The organism is Glutamicibacter sp. 0426, assembly GCF_001906485.1.
Lineage (GTDB): Bacteria > Actinomycetota > Actinomycetes > Actinomycetales > Micrococcaceae > Glutamicibacter > Glutamicibacter nicotianae.
This window is the reverse complement of record NZ_MPBI01000002.1, coordinates 67,579-84,626: the sequence shown is the minus strand read 5'-3', so window position 1 is coordinate 84,626 and position 17,048 is coordinate 67,579. Positions and strand designations below refer to the sequence as shown.

The 17,048-nt window shown below is 64.9% G+C and carries 15 protein-coding genes; 4 read left to right on the top strand and 11 right to left on the bottom strand.

The features are described from left to right. The first annotated feature begins 3 nt into the window (after nucleotides 1-3). Nucleotides 4-3,327 carry an ATP-binding protein gene (locus tag BKX98_RS05920; RefSeq protein WP_073706518.1) on the top strand — a complete coding sequence of 1,108 codons (3,324 nt, stop codon included), beginning with the start codon at nucleotides 4-6 and terminating at the stop codon, nucleotides 3,325-3,327. An 86-nt stretch (nucleotides 3,328-3,413) separates the two neighbouring features. Here BKX98_RS05920 and BKX98_RS05915 read toward each other — a convergent pair whose 3' ends face one another. The 5 genes from BKX98_RS05915 to BKX98_RS05895 form a co-directional block, all read right to left on the bottom strand. Beyond that, entirely contained in the window at nucleotides 3,414-3,758 is a 345-nt protein-coding gene (locus tag BKX98_RS05915) for a DUF6176 family protein (RefSeq protein ID WP_073706517.1), read from the bottom strand. A gap of 88 nt (nucleotides 3,759-3,846) precedes the next feature. After that, entirely contained in the window at nucleotides 3,847-6,354 is a 2,508-nt protein-coding gene (locus BKX98_RS05910) for an ABC transporter permease (protein ID WP_073706516.1), read from the bottom strand. Between the two features lie 3 nt (nucleotides 6,355-6,357). Beyond that, a complete protein-coding gene (locus BKX98_RS05905; protein ID WP_066140143.1) occupies nucleotides 6,358-7,107 on the bottom strand; it encodes an ABC transporter ATP-binding protein in 750 nt (249 codons plus the stop codon). 122 nt (nucleotides 7,108-7,229) lie between these two features. Then, entirely contained in the window at nucleotides 7,230-8,156 is a 927-nt protein-coding gene (locus BKX98_RS05900; RefSeq protein ID WP_141358236.1) for a cation diffusion facilitator family transporter, read from the bottom strand. A gap of 2 nt (nucleotides 8,157-8,158) precedes the next feature. Further along, nucleotides 8,159-8,530 (bottom strand): metalloregulator ArsR/SmtB family transcription factor, encoded by a 372-nt coding sequence (locus BKX98_RS05895; protein ID WP_038990007.1) that lies wholly within the window; start codon nucleotides 8,528-8,530, stop codon nucleotides 8,159-8,161. Between the two features lie 81 nt (nucleotides 8,531-8,611). Between BKX98_RS05895 and BKX98_RS05890 the strand changes: the two genes are divergently transcribed. Beyond that, the gene (locus tag BKX98_RS05890) at nucleotides 8,612-9,205 is read left to right on the top strand and encodes a DNA-3-methyladenine glycosylase I (protein WP_038990008.1); all 594 of its coding nucleotides are present in this window, start codon (nucleotides 8,612-8,614) and stop codon (nucleotides 9,203-9,205) included. A gap of 4 nt (nucleotides 9,206-9,209) precedes the next feature. Continuing rightward, the gene (locus tag BKX98_RS05885; protein ID WP_073706515.1) at nucleotides 9,210-10,055 is read left to right on the top strand and encodes a DNA-3-methyladenine glycosylase; all 846 of its coding nucleotides are present in this window, start codon (nucleotides 9,210-9,212) and stop codon (nucleotides 10,053-10,055) included. Nucleotides 10,056-10,382: 327 nt separating this feature from the next. On the opposite strand, the gene BKX98_RS05880 is transcribed toward BKX98_RS05885, so the two are convergent. The 3 genes from BKX98_RS05880 to BKX98_RS05870 form a co-directional block, all read right to left on the bottom strand. Further along, nucleotides 10,383-11,237, bottom strand: coding sequence for a siderophore-interacting protein (locus BKX98_RS05880; protein ID WP_073706514.1), 855 nt, complete (start codon nucleotides 11,235-11,237; stop codon nucleotides 10,383-10,385). 63 nt (nucleotides 11,238-11,300) lie between these two features. Continuing rightward, nucleotides 11,301-11,768: a thioesterase family protein gene (locus BKX98_RS05875; RefSeq protein ID WP_038990009.1), complete on the bottom strand. Its 468-nt coding sequence runs from the start codon at nucleotides 11,766-11,768 to the stop codon at nucleotides 11,301-11,303. A 2-nt stretch (nucleotides 11,769-11,770) separates the two neighbouring features. Beyond that, nucleotides 11,771-12,856 (bottom strand): App1 family protein, encoded by a 1,086-nt coding sequence (locus tag BKX98_RS05870; protein ID WP_073706513.1) that lies wholly within the window; start codon nucleotides 12,854-12,856, stop codon nucleotides 11,771-11,773. Nucleotides 12,857-12,952: 96 nt separating this feature from the next. Between BKX98_RS05870 and BKX98_RS05865 the strand changes: the two genes are divergently transcribed. Further along, a complete protein-coding gene (locus BKX98_RS05865) occupies nucleotides 12,953-13,387 on the top strand; it encodes a pyridoxamine 5'-phosphate oxidase family protein (RefSeq protein ID WP_038990011.1) in 435 nt (144 codons plus the stop codon). 84 nt (nucleotides 13,388-13,471) lie between these two features. Here the strand turns inward: BKX98_RS05865 and BKX98_RS05860 are convergent, their stop codons facing one another. From BKX98_RS05860 to BKX98_RS05850, 3 genes are read right to left on the bottom strand one after another with little or no spacing between them, the layout of a single operon-like run. Continuing rightward, the gene (locus BKX98_RS05860; RefSeq protein WP_073706512.1) at nucleotides 13,472-14,329 is read right to left on the bottom strand and encodes a 3-hydroxyacyl-CoA dehydrogenase family protein; all 858 of its coding nucleotides are present in this window, start codon (nucleotides 14,327-14,329) and stop codon (nucleotides 13,472-13,474) included. A 37-nt stretch (nucleotides 14,330-14,366) separates the two neighbouring features. Continuing rightward, nucleotides 14,367-15,824 carry an aldehyde dehydrogenase family protein gene (locus BKX98_RS05855; protein ID WP_073706511.1) on the bottom strand — a complete coding sequence of 486 codons (1,458 nt, stop codon included), beginning with the start codon at nucleotides 15,822-15,824 and terminating at the stop codon, nucleotides 14,367-14,369. 33 nt (nucleotides 15,825-15,857) lie between these two features. Next, nucleotides 15,858-17,036 carry an acyl-CoA dehydrogenase family protein gene (locus BKX98_RS05850; protein ID WP_073706510.1) on the bottom strand — a complete coding sequence of 393 codons (1,179 nt, stop codon included), beginning with the start codon at nucleotides 17,034-17,036 and terminating at the stop codon, nucleotides 15,858-15,860. Nucleotides 17,037-17,048 lie beyond the last annotated feature (12 nt).

The window sequence follows — 17,048 nt, the reverse complement described above, 5'->3', positions numbered from 1 at the left end:
CCGATGAGCATTGAAATGACTCTCCCGCTGGGCGGGGCGCTCAACCCAGGCCAGCATCGCCTGAGCCGAGTACAGATCGTCAACTGGGGCACCTTCCACGGCTTGCATGATCTGGCGGTGGACCGCGCCGGCACGCTGGTCACCGGCCATCCGGGCGTAGGCAAATCCACCCTGTTCGATGCGATGGGCCACGTCTTCTTCGCCACTCCCCGGCTGAACGAATCGGCCAATGATGCGGCCACCCGCGAGGACCGCCGCACCACGTTCTCCTACATGCGCGGGCGCAAGTTCAAGACCAGTGCCGGCACCGTCTACCAGCGTCCGGGCGCGACGTGGAGCGCCATTGTGCTCAGCTACGACGACGGCATGGGCAACACCGTGACCGCCGGCGCCGTCTTCGACCTGCCCGACGCCGGTCTGGAAGGCCAGGTCTCCAAGCACTACCTGTTGTGCGAGGGCAAGGTCGATATCGCGGAGCTGGAAAACCACGGACCGCGTCGCTTCACTGTGTCCTCGCTGTCCAAGGCTCTGGCACCCAGCGAAGCCTTCGATACGCACAAGGCGTTCATCGAGCGCCTGCGCCGCCGGCTCGGAGTGGAAAGCGACAAGGCTTTCGCTCTGCTGCGTACCTTGCAGAACGGCAAGGGCCTGGCCAAGGGCGTCAACCAGTTCTTCCGCCATGAGGTGCTGGAAGAACCAGCCACGCTGAAGGCCGCCGCCGCGGCAGTGGAGGACTTCGCCCACCTGCGCGGCATCTACCGCCAGCTGGATACCGCCCGCGCCCAGCGCGACGTGCTGGCGCAGGTGCCCGAGCAGGACCAGGCCTACCGCGACCTGGCCGGGCAAATTGCCAGCACCCGGCAATTGCTCGAAAGCGACGTGAACACCCTGGAAGCCCAGGTCCGCCAGCTGGTGCTGCGCAATGACCTGGCCTCCCATGAATCCGAACTGTCCAAGCTCAAGGCCGAAGAAGCAGAGCTGCGCCAGCGCAAGGATCAGCTCGATGACCAGCTGGCGTCGCTGGAAGCCGCCCACGATTCGGCCGGCTCCGCTTCCCTGATGCTGCTGGAGCGCGAAGCCGATGTGGCCCGCAAGGCGCTGAGCGAGAAGGAAGGCCTCATCCGCACCCTGCAGCAGCAGGCGGCGGATGCCGGATTGTCCTTTGAATTCTCCGCCACCGGCTTGGATGAGCTGCGGGCCAATGCCGCGCGCACCCTGCAGCAGCTCAGCTCGATTACCCATGATGCCCAGACCGTCGAGTACGAGGCCATGGCCACCCTGGTCAACCTGCGCAAGCGCGCAGAAACCTTGGCCGAGCAGATCCGCTCCTACCAGCGCCGGGCCAGCAACATCGACGACCGGTCGATCGCCGCCCGCCGCGCCATTGCCTCGGCCTGCTCGCTCAAGGAAGAACAGCTTCCCTTCGCTGGCGAGCTCATGGATGTCTCGGCCGATGCCGGCAGCTGGCGCCTGGCCGCTGAAAAGTCCCTGCATTCGCTGGCCCGCACCCTGCTGGTTCCGGGCGAGCTGCTCGCCCAGGTCACCCACGCCATCGACCGGCTCGACGGCTTGGGCCGTGTGAGGTGGAGCGATATCTCGCAACAGCCGCGCACCGCGCAGGCCGGCCCGGCAGACCTGGTCACCAAGCTGGACTTCGCGCCGGGCGACGCCGGGGCCTGGCTGAAAGCCAAGATCACCGCCGACTATCCATTGGCCTGCGTCGAGAACGATGCTGCCATGCATGTGCACCCCAAGGCGATCACCCCGGCCGGCACGATCAAGTCCGGCACCGGAACTTTTGAGCGCGACACCCGCACCCTGCCGGCGTCCGAGTACCTGCTGGGCTTCACCAACGAGTCGAAGATCGCCGAGCTGCAGTCCAAGGCGGCGCGGCTGGACGAGAAGATCATCAAGGCCCAGCAGGCTGCCGACGAGCGCAGCGCGGCGAAGAACAAGGTCGTGGCCAAGGCCCAGCTGCTGCAGGCGCTGATTGCCGACGAGCGGACTTTCGGCCAGCTCGATGCCTCCGAAGCGCTGGAGGCATTGCGCCGCAGCGAGCAGAAGCTCGGCGACGCACTGGCGCTGTCCGGGGACTCCTCCCGGGTCCGCCAGCAGATTGAAACGGCGAAGGCCGAAGCCGAAACGCTGGTCGGCGACCTCGCGCTGGTCCGCTCGCGCATTGCAGATCTTGAGCTGCAGGTGCAGCGCGCGCAGCAGATCCTCTCTGCCAGCGAAGAGCTGGATTCCGGATGGGAAGACAGCATTCCCCCGGCCTTGCGCCAGCATCAGCTGCTGGGCCCGGTACTGCAGCAGGTTGCCGCCGGCGACTGCCCTGCCAGCGAGGACATCAGCGAAGCCTTTGCCGAGGTCAAGCTCCAGTTGGGCAGCCAGGTCAATTCCCTGCAGTCGCGGCGCCAGGAAATCGGTGGCGCCTTGAGCGAAACCTTCCGCCGTTTCGCCCGCGAGTTCGGCACCTCCCACGGGCAAACCCACGGCACCACCGCTGAAGCCGCAGAGCACTACGCGCAGCTGCACGACCAGATTGTGGCCGATGGCCTGCCTCACCATGAGGCGCAGTTCCGCGAATACTTCGCGAACCGTTCCTACGAACGCTTCAGCGACCTGTTGCAGCTGCTGGACGAGGAGCGCCGGATGATTTCCGAGCGCATCAAGCCGCTGAACCAGATCCTCGGCGAGGTGGCCTTCGAGCACGGCTCGCTACTGCGCCTGGAGGTGGAAAGCTCCATCCCGGTGGAGGCGGCCACCTTCCGCAAGGACCTGAAGAACGCGCTGCAGGACGCCTACACCACCAAGGACGAGGGCACGCTGGCCAGCTCCTACCAGGCGCTGGAGGCGCTGGTCTCCGCGCTGAGCGACCCGGGCCTTTCGGCCTGGCGTTCGACGGTGCTGGACGTGCGCCAGCATGTGGTGATCAGCTGCAACGAGCACAAGCCGAACGGCGAGGTGGAGACCGGGCTGGAACCTGGCACCCTTTCCGGCGGCGAGGGGCAGCGCTTCACCTCGTTCATCATGGGCGCCGCGCTGGCCTACCAGCTCGGCTTCGCCACCGCCGGGTTCACCTCCTTCGGCACGGTGATGATCGACGAGGCGTTCATCCAGGCCAACTCCGAATATGCCGCGGCGGGCATCCGCGCGCTGCAGGAGTTCGGTTTCCACCTGGTGCTGGCAGCCCCGGAAGACAAAATCGATTTGAGCCGCCACCTGGGATCCATCACGGACATCATCAAGCATCCGGGATCCAATATCTCCGGCTTCGTCACCACCGGCCGCTCCCCGGCCATGGCCACCACCATCACGCTGCGCTAGCTGCGCGGCACAGCACGGGGCCCGCAGGACGTTCCGCCACGCATCCGGCAAAGCGTCCTGCGGGCCCTTGCCTGCCTTCGGCGTGGCTACTGCATCTGTTCCCGGATCCGCTGCGGGATCATGCTTACCCGGGTGACCAGCGTCTGCGGGGCGAAATCGGGATCGATGCATTCGTCCCAGTATTCCAGGTGCCTCTCATCGAGCCAGTGCGCCGAGTCGCGGACCTCGGTACCGCCGTGGCCCTGGATGCTGTACCAGTACAGGTATTCGGCCCCGTCCAGCGTCTCGCTGAAAATCGTCTCGACGTACATCCGCTCCCCCTCCAGGGTTTCCAGCACCGCCGGCATATTGGAATTCAGGAACTGCAGCCATTGGTCGACTCGTTCGATTTTGCCTGGTTTCACGCGAAAACGCATCAGCTCAATGTTCATTGAACCAACGGTATACGAGCAACGCCCGGGTCCGATGACGTGAAGTCATCGGGCCCGGGCGTCTGCCTGCCGGTCGCGAGGCGCTAGCCTACTCGGCGGCCAGCCCCTGGACCGGGGAGAGCTTCGCGGCGCGGCGTCCCGGGGTCACCGAGGCCAGCAGGGCGGCTACGATGCTGACTACCAGCACCAGGGCCAGCTGCAGCCACGGGATCTCGTAGGACATCTCGCCGACCGCCGAGAGCGTGGCATGCGCGCCGAGCAGTCCGTAGACCACGCCGAGCACCAGGCCCAGCAGGGCCGCCACGCCGCCGATCAGCACGGCTTCCTGGGCCAGCATGGCCCGTAGCTGCTTCTTCTTCAGTCCCAGGGCCCGCAGCAGCGAGTTCTCGCGGGTGCGTTCGAGCACCGAGAGGCTGAGCGTGTTGGCCACGCCGATCAGCGCGATCAGCACCGCCACGGCCAGCAGGGCGGACACGATGGCCAGCAGCACGTCAATGACCTGGGAGAACATGGCGTTCTGCACCACGCCGCCGTCGATCATGTACGACTCGACGTTGGCCACATCGGCGATCTGCTCCACCAGGGCGGTGATGTCGGCGTTGGACAGGTCGGGGGCCGCCTTGATCAGCACGCCGCCGTACTCGTTCTCCGAGTCGGCCAGCTTCAACGATTCCAAGGTGTCCTTGGTGACCAGGTCCTGGTACAGCGCCGCGGAGGACACCTTGACGTCCAGTTCCCTGCCGCCGACGGTCAGCTTCTTGGGCTGTTCTTCTGTGCCGGTGTTGAAGCGGATGATCTGCCCGTCCGCCGGCACGATGCTCTGGTCCAGCACGGTCTTGGAGAAGCCCTGCGGATCGACGCCCATCAGCTGTACCGGGGCTTCGTCCTCCCGGCCCTTGATTTCCGCGGTGCCGGCCACGAAGGTCGAGGTTTCCTCGATGCCGTCCAAGGAGGCCAGCTCGCGGGCCAGTTCCTGGGTCTTCGCGTCGTCGACCTGGCGCTCATACAGCGAGAGGGTCAGATCCACGGGGAACTCTCCGGCCAGGGAAGTGTTAAGGCTGGACTTGGCCGTCTGTCCGCCGACCATGATCATGGAAACCAGGGTGACTCCGATCAGCAGGGCCGTGGCGGTGGCGGTGGTGCGGCCCGGGTTGCGCACTGCGTTCAGGGCGGCGAGCTTGCCAGCCACCGAGCGCCCGGCCACCAGCTTGCCGATGCCGAAGACGCTGGCCGGGACGAACAGCGATGCGAGCATCAGGATGCCCGGGAAGGAGAGCAGGCCGCCGAGGAAGGCGATGGGCAGCGAACCGTCGATCGCGCCCCAGGCCAGCAGCCCGGCGCCGGCCAGGGCCAGCAAGATCCCGATGACGATGCGCAGCTTGCCGGCGCGGTTTTTCACGCTCGCCGCGTCGAAGGGACGCAGGGCCGCCAGCGGGGCGAGCTTCATGGCGCGGCGGGCCGGCAGGCTCGCGGCGATGACGGTCATTGCGATGCCCACGACCACCGGGATCACCAGGCCCTTGGCATCCAGCGCCAGCGTGGCGTAGGACAGGCTCGGCACCATCACGTGCAGCAGCTGGATCAGGCCTGCCATCAGCGCGACGGCCAGGGCCACGCCGATCGCCGAGGCGACGATGCCGATGACCAGGGCCTCGATGAGCACGGAGCTGCGGATCTGCTTGCGCTTGGCGCCCAGGGTGCGCAGCAGCGCCAGTTCGCGGGTGCGCTGGGCGATCACCACGTTGAAGGTGTTCACCACGACCAGGCCGGTGACCACCAGAGCTACCAGGGCGAACACCAGCAGCACCACGGTGAGCTGGTCGGTGCCGTCCGTCAGCATGGCGACGTCCTTGATGACCTTTTCATCGGCGGTCAGTACCGAGACGTCCCTCATCTGGTGCTCGGCGAAGTACGCGGCCAGCGCCTGCTGGGCGGCCGGGAGGGAGTCCTTGGCATCGATCACGATGTTCTGGAAGGAACCGGAATCGCCGGCGATCTTCGTCCAGACGGATTCCGGCAGGCCGACCATCGCGTAGCCGGAGAGCTGCGGATCGGTGCTGGTGCGCTGGATGCCCACCACCTTCATGTCCTTGGTGGACTCGGAGGTGGTCAGGCCGACGGTGTCCCCCACCGAGACCTTCATGCGATCGGCGTGCTCGTCGTCGAGGATGACCTCGTCGGCGTTCAGCGGGGCACGGCCTTCGAGCAGCTCCATGCCGCCGAGGTTCTGCTCGGCGGACACCGGCTGCAGCAGCACGCCATAGCCGTCGTCCGCGGTGTGCAGTTCACCGGTTTCGTAGGCGGTGCCGTAGGCGGTGGAGATCTCCGGGAGCTTGCGGATGTCCTCGACCTGATCCATGGCCAGTTCGGTGTACTCGAAGTCGGGATCGTCCTCCGGCACCAGTTCCCAGTCCTGGAAGGCGACCAGGTCGGCGTTCTTGTAGGTGTCGCCCAGCGAGTTCTTCAAGGTCGCGCGGGTCGAGGTGTTAACGGCCAGGGTGGCCGCGAGGAAGGCGGTGCCGATGGCGACCGCCAGGACCACGGCGATATAACGCCGTGCATAGGTCTTGATATTGGCGAGGGCTACGTGCAGCATCGACTACTCCGCCAGCGAGGCCAGGGCCTCGGTCACGGTGGCCACGGTCGGGTCATCCAGCTGGCCCACGATGCTGCCGTCCTTCATCAGCAGCACGGTGTCCGCGTAGGAGGCGGCGGCCGGGTCGTGGGTGACCATGATGATGGTCTGGCCCATTTCGCGGGTCGAGGTGCGCATCAGCGAGAGCACCTCGGCCCCGGTGCGGGAGTCCAGGTTGCCGGTGGGCTCGTCGCCGAAGACGACCTCGGGGCGGGTGAGCAGGGCGCGCGCCACGGCGACGCGCTGCTGCTGGCCGCCGGAGAGCTCATGCGGCTTGTGGTTCAGCCGGTCGCGCAGGCCCAGGGACTGGATGACGGTGTTGAACCAGTCGCGGTCGTGCTTCTTGCCGGCCAGCGACAGCGGCAGCAGGATGTTGTCCTTGGCGCTGATGGTGGGCACCAGGTTGAAGGACTGGAAGACGAAGCCGATCTGCTCGCGGCGCATCTCGGTCAGCTGGTCATCGCTCAGTTCCAGCAGGTTTTTCCCGCCAATAACGATTTCGCCGGAGTCGGCGGTGTCCAGGCCAGCCAGGCAGTGCATCAGCGTGGATTTGCCGGAGCCCGAAGGGCCCATGATGGCGGTGAAGCGGGATCGTTCGAAGGAAACGGTGACGTTGCGCAGGGCTTCGACCCTGGTGCTGTCGTGCCCGTAGGTCTTGGTCAGGCCGCGGGCGGCGACCGCGTTCTCGGTTTTCGGCATAGTCTCGGAAGTCATATTAGAAAGACTACAAATCACCTAGCCATACCGGCATCAACCGCCAGGATCCAGTTCAGCGGGGCCAAGTCATACCAGGGGATGAGCGAAGCCGCGGTTCGCCTCCACCCGGTGCTGTCCGCCTAGCAACCGTGCTCGCGTTCGCTAAGCTGGTGCGAGGCCGGCTCGATCTGGAAGGTCGAGTGCTCAATGCTCACGGTGAAGTGGTCGGCCACGCATTGCTGCAGCTCGCGCAGCAACCCGCCGGCCGCGCCGGCGCTGAACACCGAGTCCTCGACCACCACATGGGCGGTGAGCACCGGGAGGTTGGAGGCAATCTGGCTGGCGTGCAAATCGTGCACCGCGATGACTCCGGGCAATGCTTCCAAATGCTCCCTGACCGCGATCAAATCCAAGCCCTTCGGCGTGGATTCGAGCAGGATGTGGGTGGTCTCCCCCAGCAGCTTCATGGCCCGTGGAACAATCAGGGCGCTGATCACCAGGGCCGCCACGGAGTCCGCCCGCATCCACCCGGTGAAGGTGATCACCAGTGCGGCAATGATGACGGCGACCGAGCCCAATGCGTCGTTGACCACTTCCAGGAAGGCCGCGCGCATGTTGAGGTTGTTGTTGCGACCCGCGGAAATGATCCACATGGAGATGACGTTGCCGGCCAGGCCGATGATGCCGAAGGCCAGCAGCCCGGCCGGCTGCACTTCTGCCGGAGCGAAGAGCCGGCGGACCGCGTCGACCGCGGCATAGATGCCCACCGCCAGCAGCAAGGCCGATTGGAAGGTAGCCGAGAGCACTTCAGCGCGGCGGAATCCCCAGGTGCGCTTCGTCGTGGGCTTGCGCATGATCAGGTTGGCGGCGGTCAGCGCGAGCAGGAGCCCCAGGGTATCGGTGAGCATATGCGCCGCGTCAACCAGCAAGGCCAGGGAATTGGTGAGGATCGCGCCAACCACTTCGGCGACGAGGATCGTCGCGGTGATGGCGAAGGCCCACGCCAGACGGGTCCGGTTGGCTCCTGAATGGTCATGCGAGTGGCCGTGGGAGTGGTCGTGTCCCATGCTCAGTCCTCCCTCCGGTCCGTGCCGTGGGCTTCGTGCCACTGGTGGTGGGCCGCGTCCTGCGGCAGCAGTGCCGACGCGGCGGCGGCCAGGGCATCAAGGGCTTCTTGCTGGCCCAGCGAGTAGATGCTGGCCCGCCCCTGGCTTCTGACGCGGACCAGGCCGGTGTCCTTCAGGCAGGACAGGTGCGCGCTGACCGTGCTTTGGGCCAGGCCCAGATGCTCGGTCAGTTCCCTGACCTTGTGCTCCCCGGTCCGCAGGTGGTCAAGGATCAGCAGCCTCGTCGGGTCGGCGAGCGCATGGAAGAGCGCCGCGAACTGGAGCTTGCCGTTGCGGACTTCCACTGCATCGATATCTGACTCTATTATCGCCATATAACGATGATAGGCCACGTGGCCGCGAAACGAAACGTTGCATGACACTGCGAGAATCCGGATGGATGGGAAGATGAAAATATGACTGAAGATCTCATCGTTGGCGAGGACGGGTTGGCGCGCCCTCGCTGGGCCGCTTCGAATGGCATGCTCCGCGCGTACTACGATGCCGAATGGGGCATGCCGATCACTACGGAAGCCGGCCTTTTCGAGCGGCTCAGCCTTGAATGCTTCCAGTCGGGCCTGTCCTGGGCCATTATCCTTTCCAAGCGCGAGGCATTCCGCCAGGCCTTCGAATACTTCGATCCCGAGAAAGTCGCCCTGTTCACCGAGGATGACTTCAATCGACTGATGGAGGATGCAGGGATCGTGCGCAATCGGCTCAAGATCCGCGCAACAATCGCCAACGCCGAAGCAACCCTGATGCTTCGCGAAGAGGGCGGCCTGTCCGATTTCATCTGGTCATTCAAGCCGGAGCAGACGCCGGCTCCGCGCACCTTCACCGAGATCCCCACGCAAAGCCCGGAGTCCAAGGAGCTGGCCAAGGCGCTGAAGAAGCGGGGCTTCAAGTTCGTCGGCCCGACCACCATGTACGCCCTGATGGAAGCCATCGGCATGGTGGACACCCACCTGATCGGCTCGCACCGCCGCGGCACCTCCGGCATCTGGGCCTGAACAAATGGAACTGCGCCTGCCCGCAACGGGAACTCTGGATGCCAGCCACGCGCTGGCGGTGCTGGCATTGCATTCGCTGCCAGCCCAGGAGCGGCTGGACCCCGCTGCGGCCCAGGTCCAGCGCATCCTGCATGTGCAGGGACACCTGGTAGAAATTTCCCTGAGGCTGGATGCCTTCGGCGTATCGCTCACCCATGACGCCCCGCCGGAATCCGTTGCCCGGCTGACCGGGATCATCAACCATTGGCTGGGACTGCAGCAGGACACCAGTGCGGCCTATGCGGCGCTTGGTGCCCTGCCGGGCTACCAGCCGCTGGCCATGGCTTTCCCCCACCTGCGGCTGATCAGCTACCCGGATCCTTTCGAGGCCCTGGCGACCACTGTCATCGGGCAGCAGGTGTCCCTGGCGGCGGCACGGACCTTGGGTGGACGCTACGTCGATGCCTTGGGCCAGCCGCACAACTCAGGCCTTCAGGCCTTCCCCTCGGCTGCCGCAACGGCCGCCTGCACGCCTGCAGAATTGCAGCAGATCATACGCTGCCCGCTTTCGCGGGCGGTGACACTGCAATCGGTGGCCGAATGGTTCGAGCTCAGCGGGCAATTCCTGCTTGGCGACGCACCGGCATTCCTGGATCAGCTCCAGGCGCTGCGCGGGGTGGGCCCATGGACGCGCAATTACATGGCGCTGCGCGGATTGCGGGATCCGGAGATTTTCCTCGATTCGGATCTGGTCGTCCGCCGAGCCCTGGGGGAGCTTCGCGATGGCGGTGCGGTCGTCGCACCCCCGCCTCGGGGCGCTGGCTATCTGGCGACCCTACTGCTGTGGTCTTTTGATGCAGCAAATCCCTAGGGACGAGAAAGGGAGCTTATCAAGGTGTGCAATCTTGATAAGCTCCCTTTTCAACGAATCGGCTGACTGAGCAAGCCCTCCGACTCTCCATTCCCCTAATTCAAGCCGGCTACGCCCCTCACTGCTCCGAGGTGAGCAGCCCCGGCATGCAGTGAGCTAGCCGATAAATATCGGTCAAGCTTGACGCTTCTCCCGACCACACACGGGAGAAGCTCTGGAATAAGCATAACCTAAGAACCGGCAATAACGTCAATACCTATTTGCGTAATTTTTCAAATAGTTTCTTAGGTCGATCTAACTTCGGTGAATCAGGTGACGGCACTCAGGCTAATCGGCGAAAATCTTGCCGATGTCCGTGCGCTTCTCGGCCTGGAACGCGTCTTCGGCGCGGCCGTAGGCCCAGTAGGCGGATAGCGACATGTCGCGGCGGTCCACTCCATGCTCGTCATAGAAGAAGTGGCGCAGCTTCTTCATCACTTCGCGCTCACCGTGGGCGAAGACCTGCACGCGGCCCTCGGGCCACGGGATCTCGCGGACCACCGACTCGAGAATGGTGCTTTCAGGGGTGAACTGCCCATTGCGGTGGATCCAGCGGATCTCCATGCCGGCCGGAGCCTGCAGCTGCATTTCATCGGCCTCGTCGGCGACCTCGATGACCACCAGGCCCTTCATCTGCGGGGACATGGATTCCAGGGATGCGGCGATGGCGGGGATGGCGGTTTCGTCTCCGGCGAAGAAGTGGAAATCGAATTCTTCCTTGGGGACGAACATCCCGCCCGGGCCCGAGAAGCAGATGGACGAGCCGATCTGCGCATCTCGCGCCCACGGGCCTGCCAGGCCCTCATCGCCGTGGACCACGAAGTCGACCTCGATGGTGCCCGCCTCCATGTCGCTGCGGCGCACGGTGTAGGTGCGGCGAACCGGCATGTCCTCGGGAGCCAGCTGCTCGCGCAGCGCCTCCATGTCGTAGGGCAGCTCGAGTCCCAGCTCGGGCTTGGCGAACAGGAATTTCACGTAGCGATCAGTGACCGGCTTGTCGACGAAATTTGAGATGCCTGGGCCACCAAGGGTGAGCCGCACCAGATGCGGTGCGATGCTCTCACGCTTGAGGACCTGCAGGAGGACCTGAGGGCGCGCGGGGCGACCTCCAGTTTGCGGGCGACCACCAGCGGGCTGGGACACAACATCACTTCCTGTCTTAATAAGGGTAGATAGATCAATCCTAATTGACAGGAGCCCAAGTGCTTACTTCGGGAAGGTCGAGGGCCCTTCATATGCGCTGAGCCCTGCCCGTTCCTCGGGGCTCAGGCGCTGCACGCGCGAGGTCGCCGGGTCGAAATAGGCCAGGGTCGTGGCCGCTTTGACGCACAGGTGGTCTTCCACCGGGTCGCGGAATTCGTAGCAGATGTCGAAGCTCGCAGGCTTGATATTGGCAACCCACAGATCGACGTTGACCGGCACGTTGCGGTATTCCAGCGGACGGGAGTAGCGCACCCGATGCTCGACAACGAGGATCTGGGTTCCGACCGGCACCGCCGAGAAGATGTCGGCCTGCGGCTGGGCGCCTGGCGCCCCGGTGCCGCCGGGCACGCCGAAGCCGGCGATGCGCGCTTCTTCCATCAGCCGGATCAGGTTGACGTTATTGACATGGCCGTAGGCATCCATGTCGCCCCAGCGCATCGGCACCTGCACCCGCAGGGTGGTTCCATCCATGGCTAATCTTCCTTCAACAGGTTCGTGCTGTCGTTGCCCACGATCCCCAGCTTGGCCAGTTCCCGCAGGATGCGTGCTCCGTCCGGCTCGTAGACCCAGCGCACCCCGGGAGTGGTCCGGCGCAGTTCATGCGAGCGCCCGCCGGCCAGCACCGCTTCGGAAGGGGTCAGTTGGCGGATCACGATCGCCCGGACCAGTTCCGGGTAGCGGCGCGCGAACTCCGCATAGATGGCCGGATCATGCTGGCCGTCATCGCCAACGAGCACCCACGAAATATGCGGGAATTCCTCGGCCAGCCGGCGCAGCTGGTCGACCTTGTGCTGCATTCCGCTGCGGAACCAGGAACGGTCGGTCGGTCCCCAATCGGTCAGCAGCAGCGGCCCCTTGGGGAACAGGTTGCGCGACATGAAGCGCTGCAGGGTCTGCGCGACATTCCAGGCGCCGGTGGACAGGTAGATGGTCGGAGATCCCGGATGCTCATGCAACACCGTCTGGAGCATTACCGCCATCCCGGGGGTCGCCACGCGGGCATGCTCCGAGAGCACGAAGGAGTTCCAGGCCGCCAGCAGCGGTCGCGGCAGCGCGGTGACCACGACCGTGTCATCCACGTCGCTGATCACGCCAAACTTCTGCGCCTGGTCGATCACGAGAATCTTTGCCTGCGCGTCATCGCCGTCATGGGCCTGGAGGCGGATCTCGTTCCAGCCGGCAGGCAGGTCGACCATCAGCTTCACATCGATGACACCGCCGCGATCGGCCTGCACCTCGAAGCGATGGTCGCCCACGTCGATGCTGACCTTGCCGCCGGGGAGGATCGGGGAAATGAAGTTGCGGAAGCCGCGAATGCCATCGGCAATCACCTGGGCCTTGTGCTGCCCGTCCTCGAAGGCGCCCGGCTTGGCCAGGACCACGCGGGCGAAGACTCGGATCCAGCCGCCGTTCGGTCCGGTGGAGCCATATCCCACATAGGGCAGGATGACCGCTTGATGGCCATTGGCCAGGGCGCGCCGCGCGCGCCACCGATGCACTCCGTCTTCAATTCGCGACGCTACATGCCGTGCATCGCCATCAGCCGAAATATGACTCATGGCTCCAGTCTTTCATGCCGACGCCCACGCAGGGGAAAACGAGAACTTGTGTCTCAGGCCCTTGCGCTTTTCTACAAAGAGTAGAAAACTGGTGCTATGAAATTCGAACACGAAATGAACAGTCCGGTCCTGGTCTTGGATGAGGACCAATCGTGGCAGCTGCTCTCGCACACCTCCCACGGACGCGTGGCGACCTCGGTTGCAGGGTTGATCGATATCGTCCCGGTGAACTACGGGGTGCACAACGGCAAATTGTTCCTGCGCACGGCGCCCGGAAACAAGCTGGCGGCCATGTCGATCAATGAAAAGATCGCCTTCGAAGCCGACGGCATCCTTTCCGATGAGGCGTGGTCGGTGGTCGTGCACGGCAGCGCCGAGGTGCTGGAACATGAAGCGGATATCAAGGAGGCGCGCGAAAGCGGCGTCTCTCCATGGATCCCGACCCAGAAGGATTTCTGGATCCGGGTCAATGTCGATTCCATCTCCGGACGGCATTTCCAGCTGGGCGAGCAGCCAGAGGTCGCTGAATAGCTCCCCCGGAGAACCGCACGGAAAACGCCGCTGCCCACCCGATGCTGATCGGGCAGGCAGCGGCGTTTCCAGCCTGGGCCGTGCTCAGGAGTAAGGGTAGAACCCTTCCCCGCTCTTGCGCCCGAGCTTGCCGGCTGCAACTTTTTCGGTGATCAGCGGGTGCGGCTGATCGGCCGCATCGCCGGTTTCGGCGTAGGTCGCTTGGGCAATGAAATCGATGACGTCCAGGCCCACCATGTCCATCAGCTCGAACGGACCCATGGGGTGGCCCAGCGCGGTTTTCGCGGTGGTGTCGATGTCCTCGATGCTGGCGATTCCAGCGTGCGCCAAGTTCAGCGCCTCGGCGTTGATCGCGCCCATCATGCGGTTGGCGATGAACCCGGGGATCTCCTTGTTCACCAGCACCGGGTTCTTTCCGAGCCGGTTGGCCACCTCGGTGACGGCCTCGATGGTGCCGTCGCTGGTCTGCGCATTGCGAACCACCTCGACGCACTTCATCACCAATGCCGGATTGAAGAAATGCATATTGCACACCTGCTCCGGACGGCCGCTGGCCTCGGCCACCTTCGAGGACGGCAGCGTCGAGGAGTTCGTTGCAAGGATGGCGTGGGCCGGTGCATGCTCGCCGAGCTGCGCGAAGATCTGCTCCTTGATATCCAAGCGCTCTACCGCGGCCTCGATGACCAGGTCCGCAGTGGACGCGCACTGGACCAGATCGGTGTCCTGGCCCAGGCGTCCCAGCGCCGCATCGGCTGTGGCCTGATCCAGCTTGCCCTTGGCCACGCGCCCGGCAGCCCAGGATTCCAGTTCGGCACGGGCGGCGTCCAGCGCGTCGGCAGAGATGTCCTGCAGCACTGTGCTGTATCCGCCCAACGCGCAGCTCATCGCAATCTGCCGGCCCATGGTGCCGGCGCCAATCACCAAAATACGTTCAATCGTCATTGATCATTACTCTCTTTGCAGTCCCGCCCGGCACCCTTCAGCCGCGCAGGTAGGTCGTCGTGGTGTGCGTGTAGAACTCGCGAGCTGCCGCTCCCTGCTCTTTCGGTCCGTAGCCAGAAGCCTTCGCACCGCCGAAAGGCACATGCGGGTCGGCACCTGCTGACTCCGAATTTACATGCAAAATTCCCACGTCGAGAGTTTGTTGCGCTTCCAGAGCCAGCGCGAGATTCGAGGTGAACAGCGCCAAGCTCAAGCCGAATTCCGAGTCTTCAGCGGCTTCGAAGGCTTCCTGCCACCCGTTGACCCGGCGCACCGCCAGGATCGGTGCGAAGAATTCTTCCTGCCATGCGCAATTGGCCCGCCCCGCTTCCCCGTCCGGGAGCTCTAGGATGGTCGGGGCCAGGAAGCTGCCAGTGTCCGGGGCCTGCCCGCGATAATTCAGTGTCGCGCCCTGTTCCAGCGATCGTTCGATCCCCTGGGCTGCCGAGGTGGCCGCCTTGGCATCCACCAGCGGACCCATGTGCACCGACGGATCCAGCGGATCCCCGGTCACCCACTGCGCGAGCCGCCCGGTGAGCTTGGCCAGGAACTCATCGGCAATGGACTCATCAAGGATCAACCGGCTGGTGGCCGTGCACTTCTGCCCGGTGGAGCGGAACGCCCCGAAGAGCACCTGCTCGCTGGCCAGGTCCAGGTCGGCATCGGCCAGCACCACCGATGCGTTCTTGCCGCCCATTTCCGCCTGCACCGGAATCCCGCGCGCTGCCCCCGCGGCGCAGAGCTTGCGACCCACCCCGGTGGATCCGGTGAAGGTCAGCCCGTCCAGCTGCTCATTGGCGATGAAGGCATCGCCCAGCGCTCCGGGTCCGATGACCAGATTGAGCACGCCGGCGGGCAGCCCGCCATGCTCCAGGGCCTGCACCAGGCGGATGGCCAGCAGCGGCACCAGGCTGGCCGGCTTGAACACCACGGTGTTGCCGAAGACCAGCGCCGGGGCGATCTTCCACGCAGGAATCCCGATGGGGAAGTTGAAGGGCGTGATCACCCCGATCACCCCCAGCGGCTTATGCGTCACCAGGATCTGCTCCCCGGCGCGCGGGGATTGGAAGACGGTGCCGGCAGCGCGTTCAGATTCGCTGGAATAGTAGGTGAGGATCTGCGCTGCGCGCAGCACTTCGCCAATGCCTTCGGCCCGGGTCTTGCCCTCCTCGGCGGCCAGTTCCGCGCCGAAGTCCTCGGCATGCTCCGTCAGGTAGCCGGCGGCCTTGGCCAAGATCGCCCCGCGGGCTGCCATCGGGGTGGCGGCCCAGGACTTCTGCGCCGTGCGGGCGGCATCAAAGGCGGCCGCCACCTGGCCCGTGCTGGCTGCGGTGCCCTCGGCGAGGATGCTGGATTGGTCTGCGGCGGCCGTCGAGCCAATGCGCCCGCCGTCTCCGGGAACCCAGGCACCGTTGATGTAGTGCTCCAGGGTGGCAACTGTTGTCGAAAGTTCCATTGGTTTCTTTCCCGTCTACTGTGGCTTCGCGGCTTAGCGGAAGGCCGGCACGCCGGTGAGCTTGTTGCCCAGGATCAGGGTGTGCACCTCGTCGGTGCCCTCGTAGGTGCGCACCGACTCCAGGTTGTTGGCGTGGCGCAGCGGCGAGTAGTCCAGGGTGATGCCGTTGCCGCCCAGGATGGTGCGGGCTTCACGGCAGATCGCGATGGCTTCGCGGCAGTTGTTCAGCTTGCCGACCGAGATCATGTGCAGATCCAGGTTCCCGGCGTCCTTCAACCGGCCGATGTGCAGGGCGAGCAGGAAGCCCTTGTTGATTTCCAAGGCCATATCCACCAGCTTCTGCTGGGTCATCTGGTATCCGGCCAGCGGCTTGTCGAACTGCAGGCGCTCCTGCGAGTAGGCCAAGGCGGCCTCGAAAGCGTCGCGGGCGGCGCCCATGGATCCCCACAGGATGCCGTAGCGGGCTTCGTTCAGGCAGGAGAAAGGCCCCTTCAGTCCCTTGACCTCGGGCAATACCGCAGTTCCTGGCAGGCGCACATCAACCATGTCGATGTCGCACTGGATCGAGGCGCGCATGGACAGCTTCTGCTCGATTGGCGTGGCGGTGAAGCCAGGGGTGCTGGTGGGAACGACGAATCCGCGGATGCCCCCATCGGTTTGCGCCCAGATCACTGCCACCTGCGCGACGTTGGCCAGGCCGATCCAGCGCTTGGACCCGTTGATCACCCAGTCATCGCCGTCGCGGCGGGCGAAGGTCTTCATGCTCGATGGGTCCGAGCCTGCGGTGGGTTCGGTCAGCCCGAAGCATCCAATCGCTTCGCCGGCGGCCATCTTCGGCAGCCATTCTTGCTTCTGCTCCTCGGAGCCGTGCTTGTAGATGGCGCTCATGGCCAGCGAGCCCTGGACCGAAACGAAGGTGCGCAGCCCCGAGTCGCCGGCTTCCAGCTCGGCCCCGGCGATGCCGTATTCCACGGCCGAGCGCCCCGCGCAGCCGTAGCCTTGAAGGTGCATGCCCAGCAGGCCCAGCTTGGCCATCTCCGGAACGATTTCCAGCGGGAAGACCGCGTCGTTGTACCACTGAGCGATATTCGGCTTGATGTTCTCTTTGACGAAGCCGCGCACGGTATCTCGCAGCGCCAATTCCTCGGACGAGAGCAGGGAGTCGAAGTTGATCAGGTCCGCTGGGTCCAGCAGGCGTTCGATGGTGGTCATGGTGTATCTCCT

What these genes read in the sequence shown, in the direction of transcription:
- BKX98_RS05920 (WP_073706518.1), top strand. Translation starts at nt 4, where the DNA reads ATGAGCATTGAAATGACTCTCCCGCTGGGCGGGGCGCTCAACCCAGGC.
- BKX98_RS05915 (WP_073706517.1), bottom strand. Translation starts at nt 3,758, where the DNA reads ATGAACATTGAGCTGATGCGTTTTCGCGTGAAACCAGGCAAAATCGAA.
- BKX98_RS05910 (WP_073706516.1), bottom strand. Translation starts at nt 6,354, where the DNA reads ATGCTGCACGTAGCCCTCGCCAATATCAAGACCTATGCACGGCGTTAT.
- BKX98_RS05905 (WP_066140143.1), bottom strand. Translation starts at nt 7,107, where the DNA reads ATGACTTCCGAGACTATGCCGAAAACCGAGAACGCGGTCGCCGCCCGC.
- BKX98_RS05900 (WP_141358236.1), bottom strand. Translation starts at nt 8,156, where the DNA reads ATGGGACACGACCACTCCCACGGCCACTCGCATGACCATTCAGGAGCC.
- BKX98_RS05895 (WP_038990007.1), bottom strand. Translation starts at nt 8,530, where the DNA reads ATGGCGATAATAGAGTCAGATATCGATGCAGTGGAAGTCCGCAACGGC.
- BKX98_RS05890 (WP_038990008.1), top strand. Translation starts at nt 8,612, where the DNA reads ATGACTGAAGATCTCATCGTTGGCGAGGACGGGTTGGCGCGCCCTCGC.
- BKX98_RS05885 (WP_073706515.1), top strand. Translation starts at nt 9,210, where the DNA reads ATGGAACTGCGCCTGCCCGCAACGGGAACTCTGGATGCCAGCCACGCG.
- BKX98_RS05875 (WP_038990009.1), bottom strand. Translation starts at nt 11,768, where the DNA reads ATGGATGGAACCACCCTGCGGGTGCAGGTGCCGATGCGCTGGGGCGAC.
- BKX98_RS05870 (WP_073706513.1), bottom strand. Translation starts at nt 12,856, where the DNA reads ATGAGTCATATTTCGGCTGATGGCGATGCACGGCATGTAGCGTCGCGA.
- BKX98_RS05865 (WP_038990011.1), top strand. Translation starts at nt 12,953, where the DNA reads ATGAAATTCGAACACGAAATGAACAGTCCGGTCCTGGTCTTGGATGAG.
- BKX98_RS05860 (WP_073706512.1), bottom strand. Translation starts at nt 14,329, where the DNA reads ATGACGATTGAACGTATTTTGGTGATTGGCGCCGGCACCATGGGCCGG.
- BKX98_RS05855 (WP_073706511.1), bottom strand. Translation starts at nt 15,824, where the DNA reads ATGGAACTTTCGACAACAGTTGCCACCCTGGAGCACTACATCAACGGT.
- BKX98_RS05850 (WP_073706510.1), bottom strand. Translation starts at nt 17,036, where the DNA reads ATGACCACCATCGAACGCCTGCTGGACCCAGCGGACCTGATCAACTTC.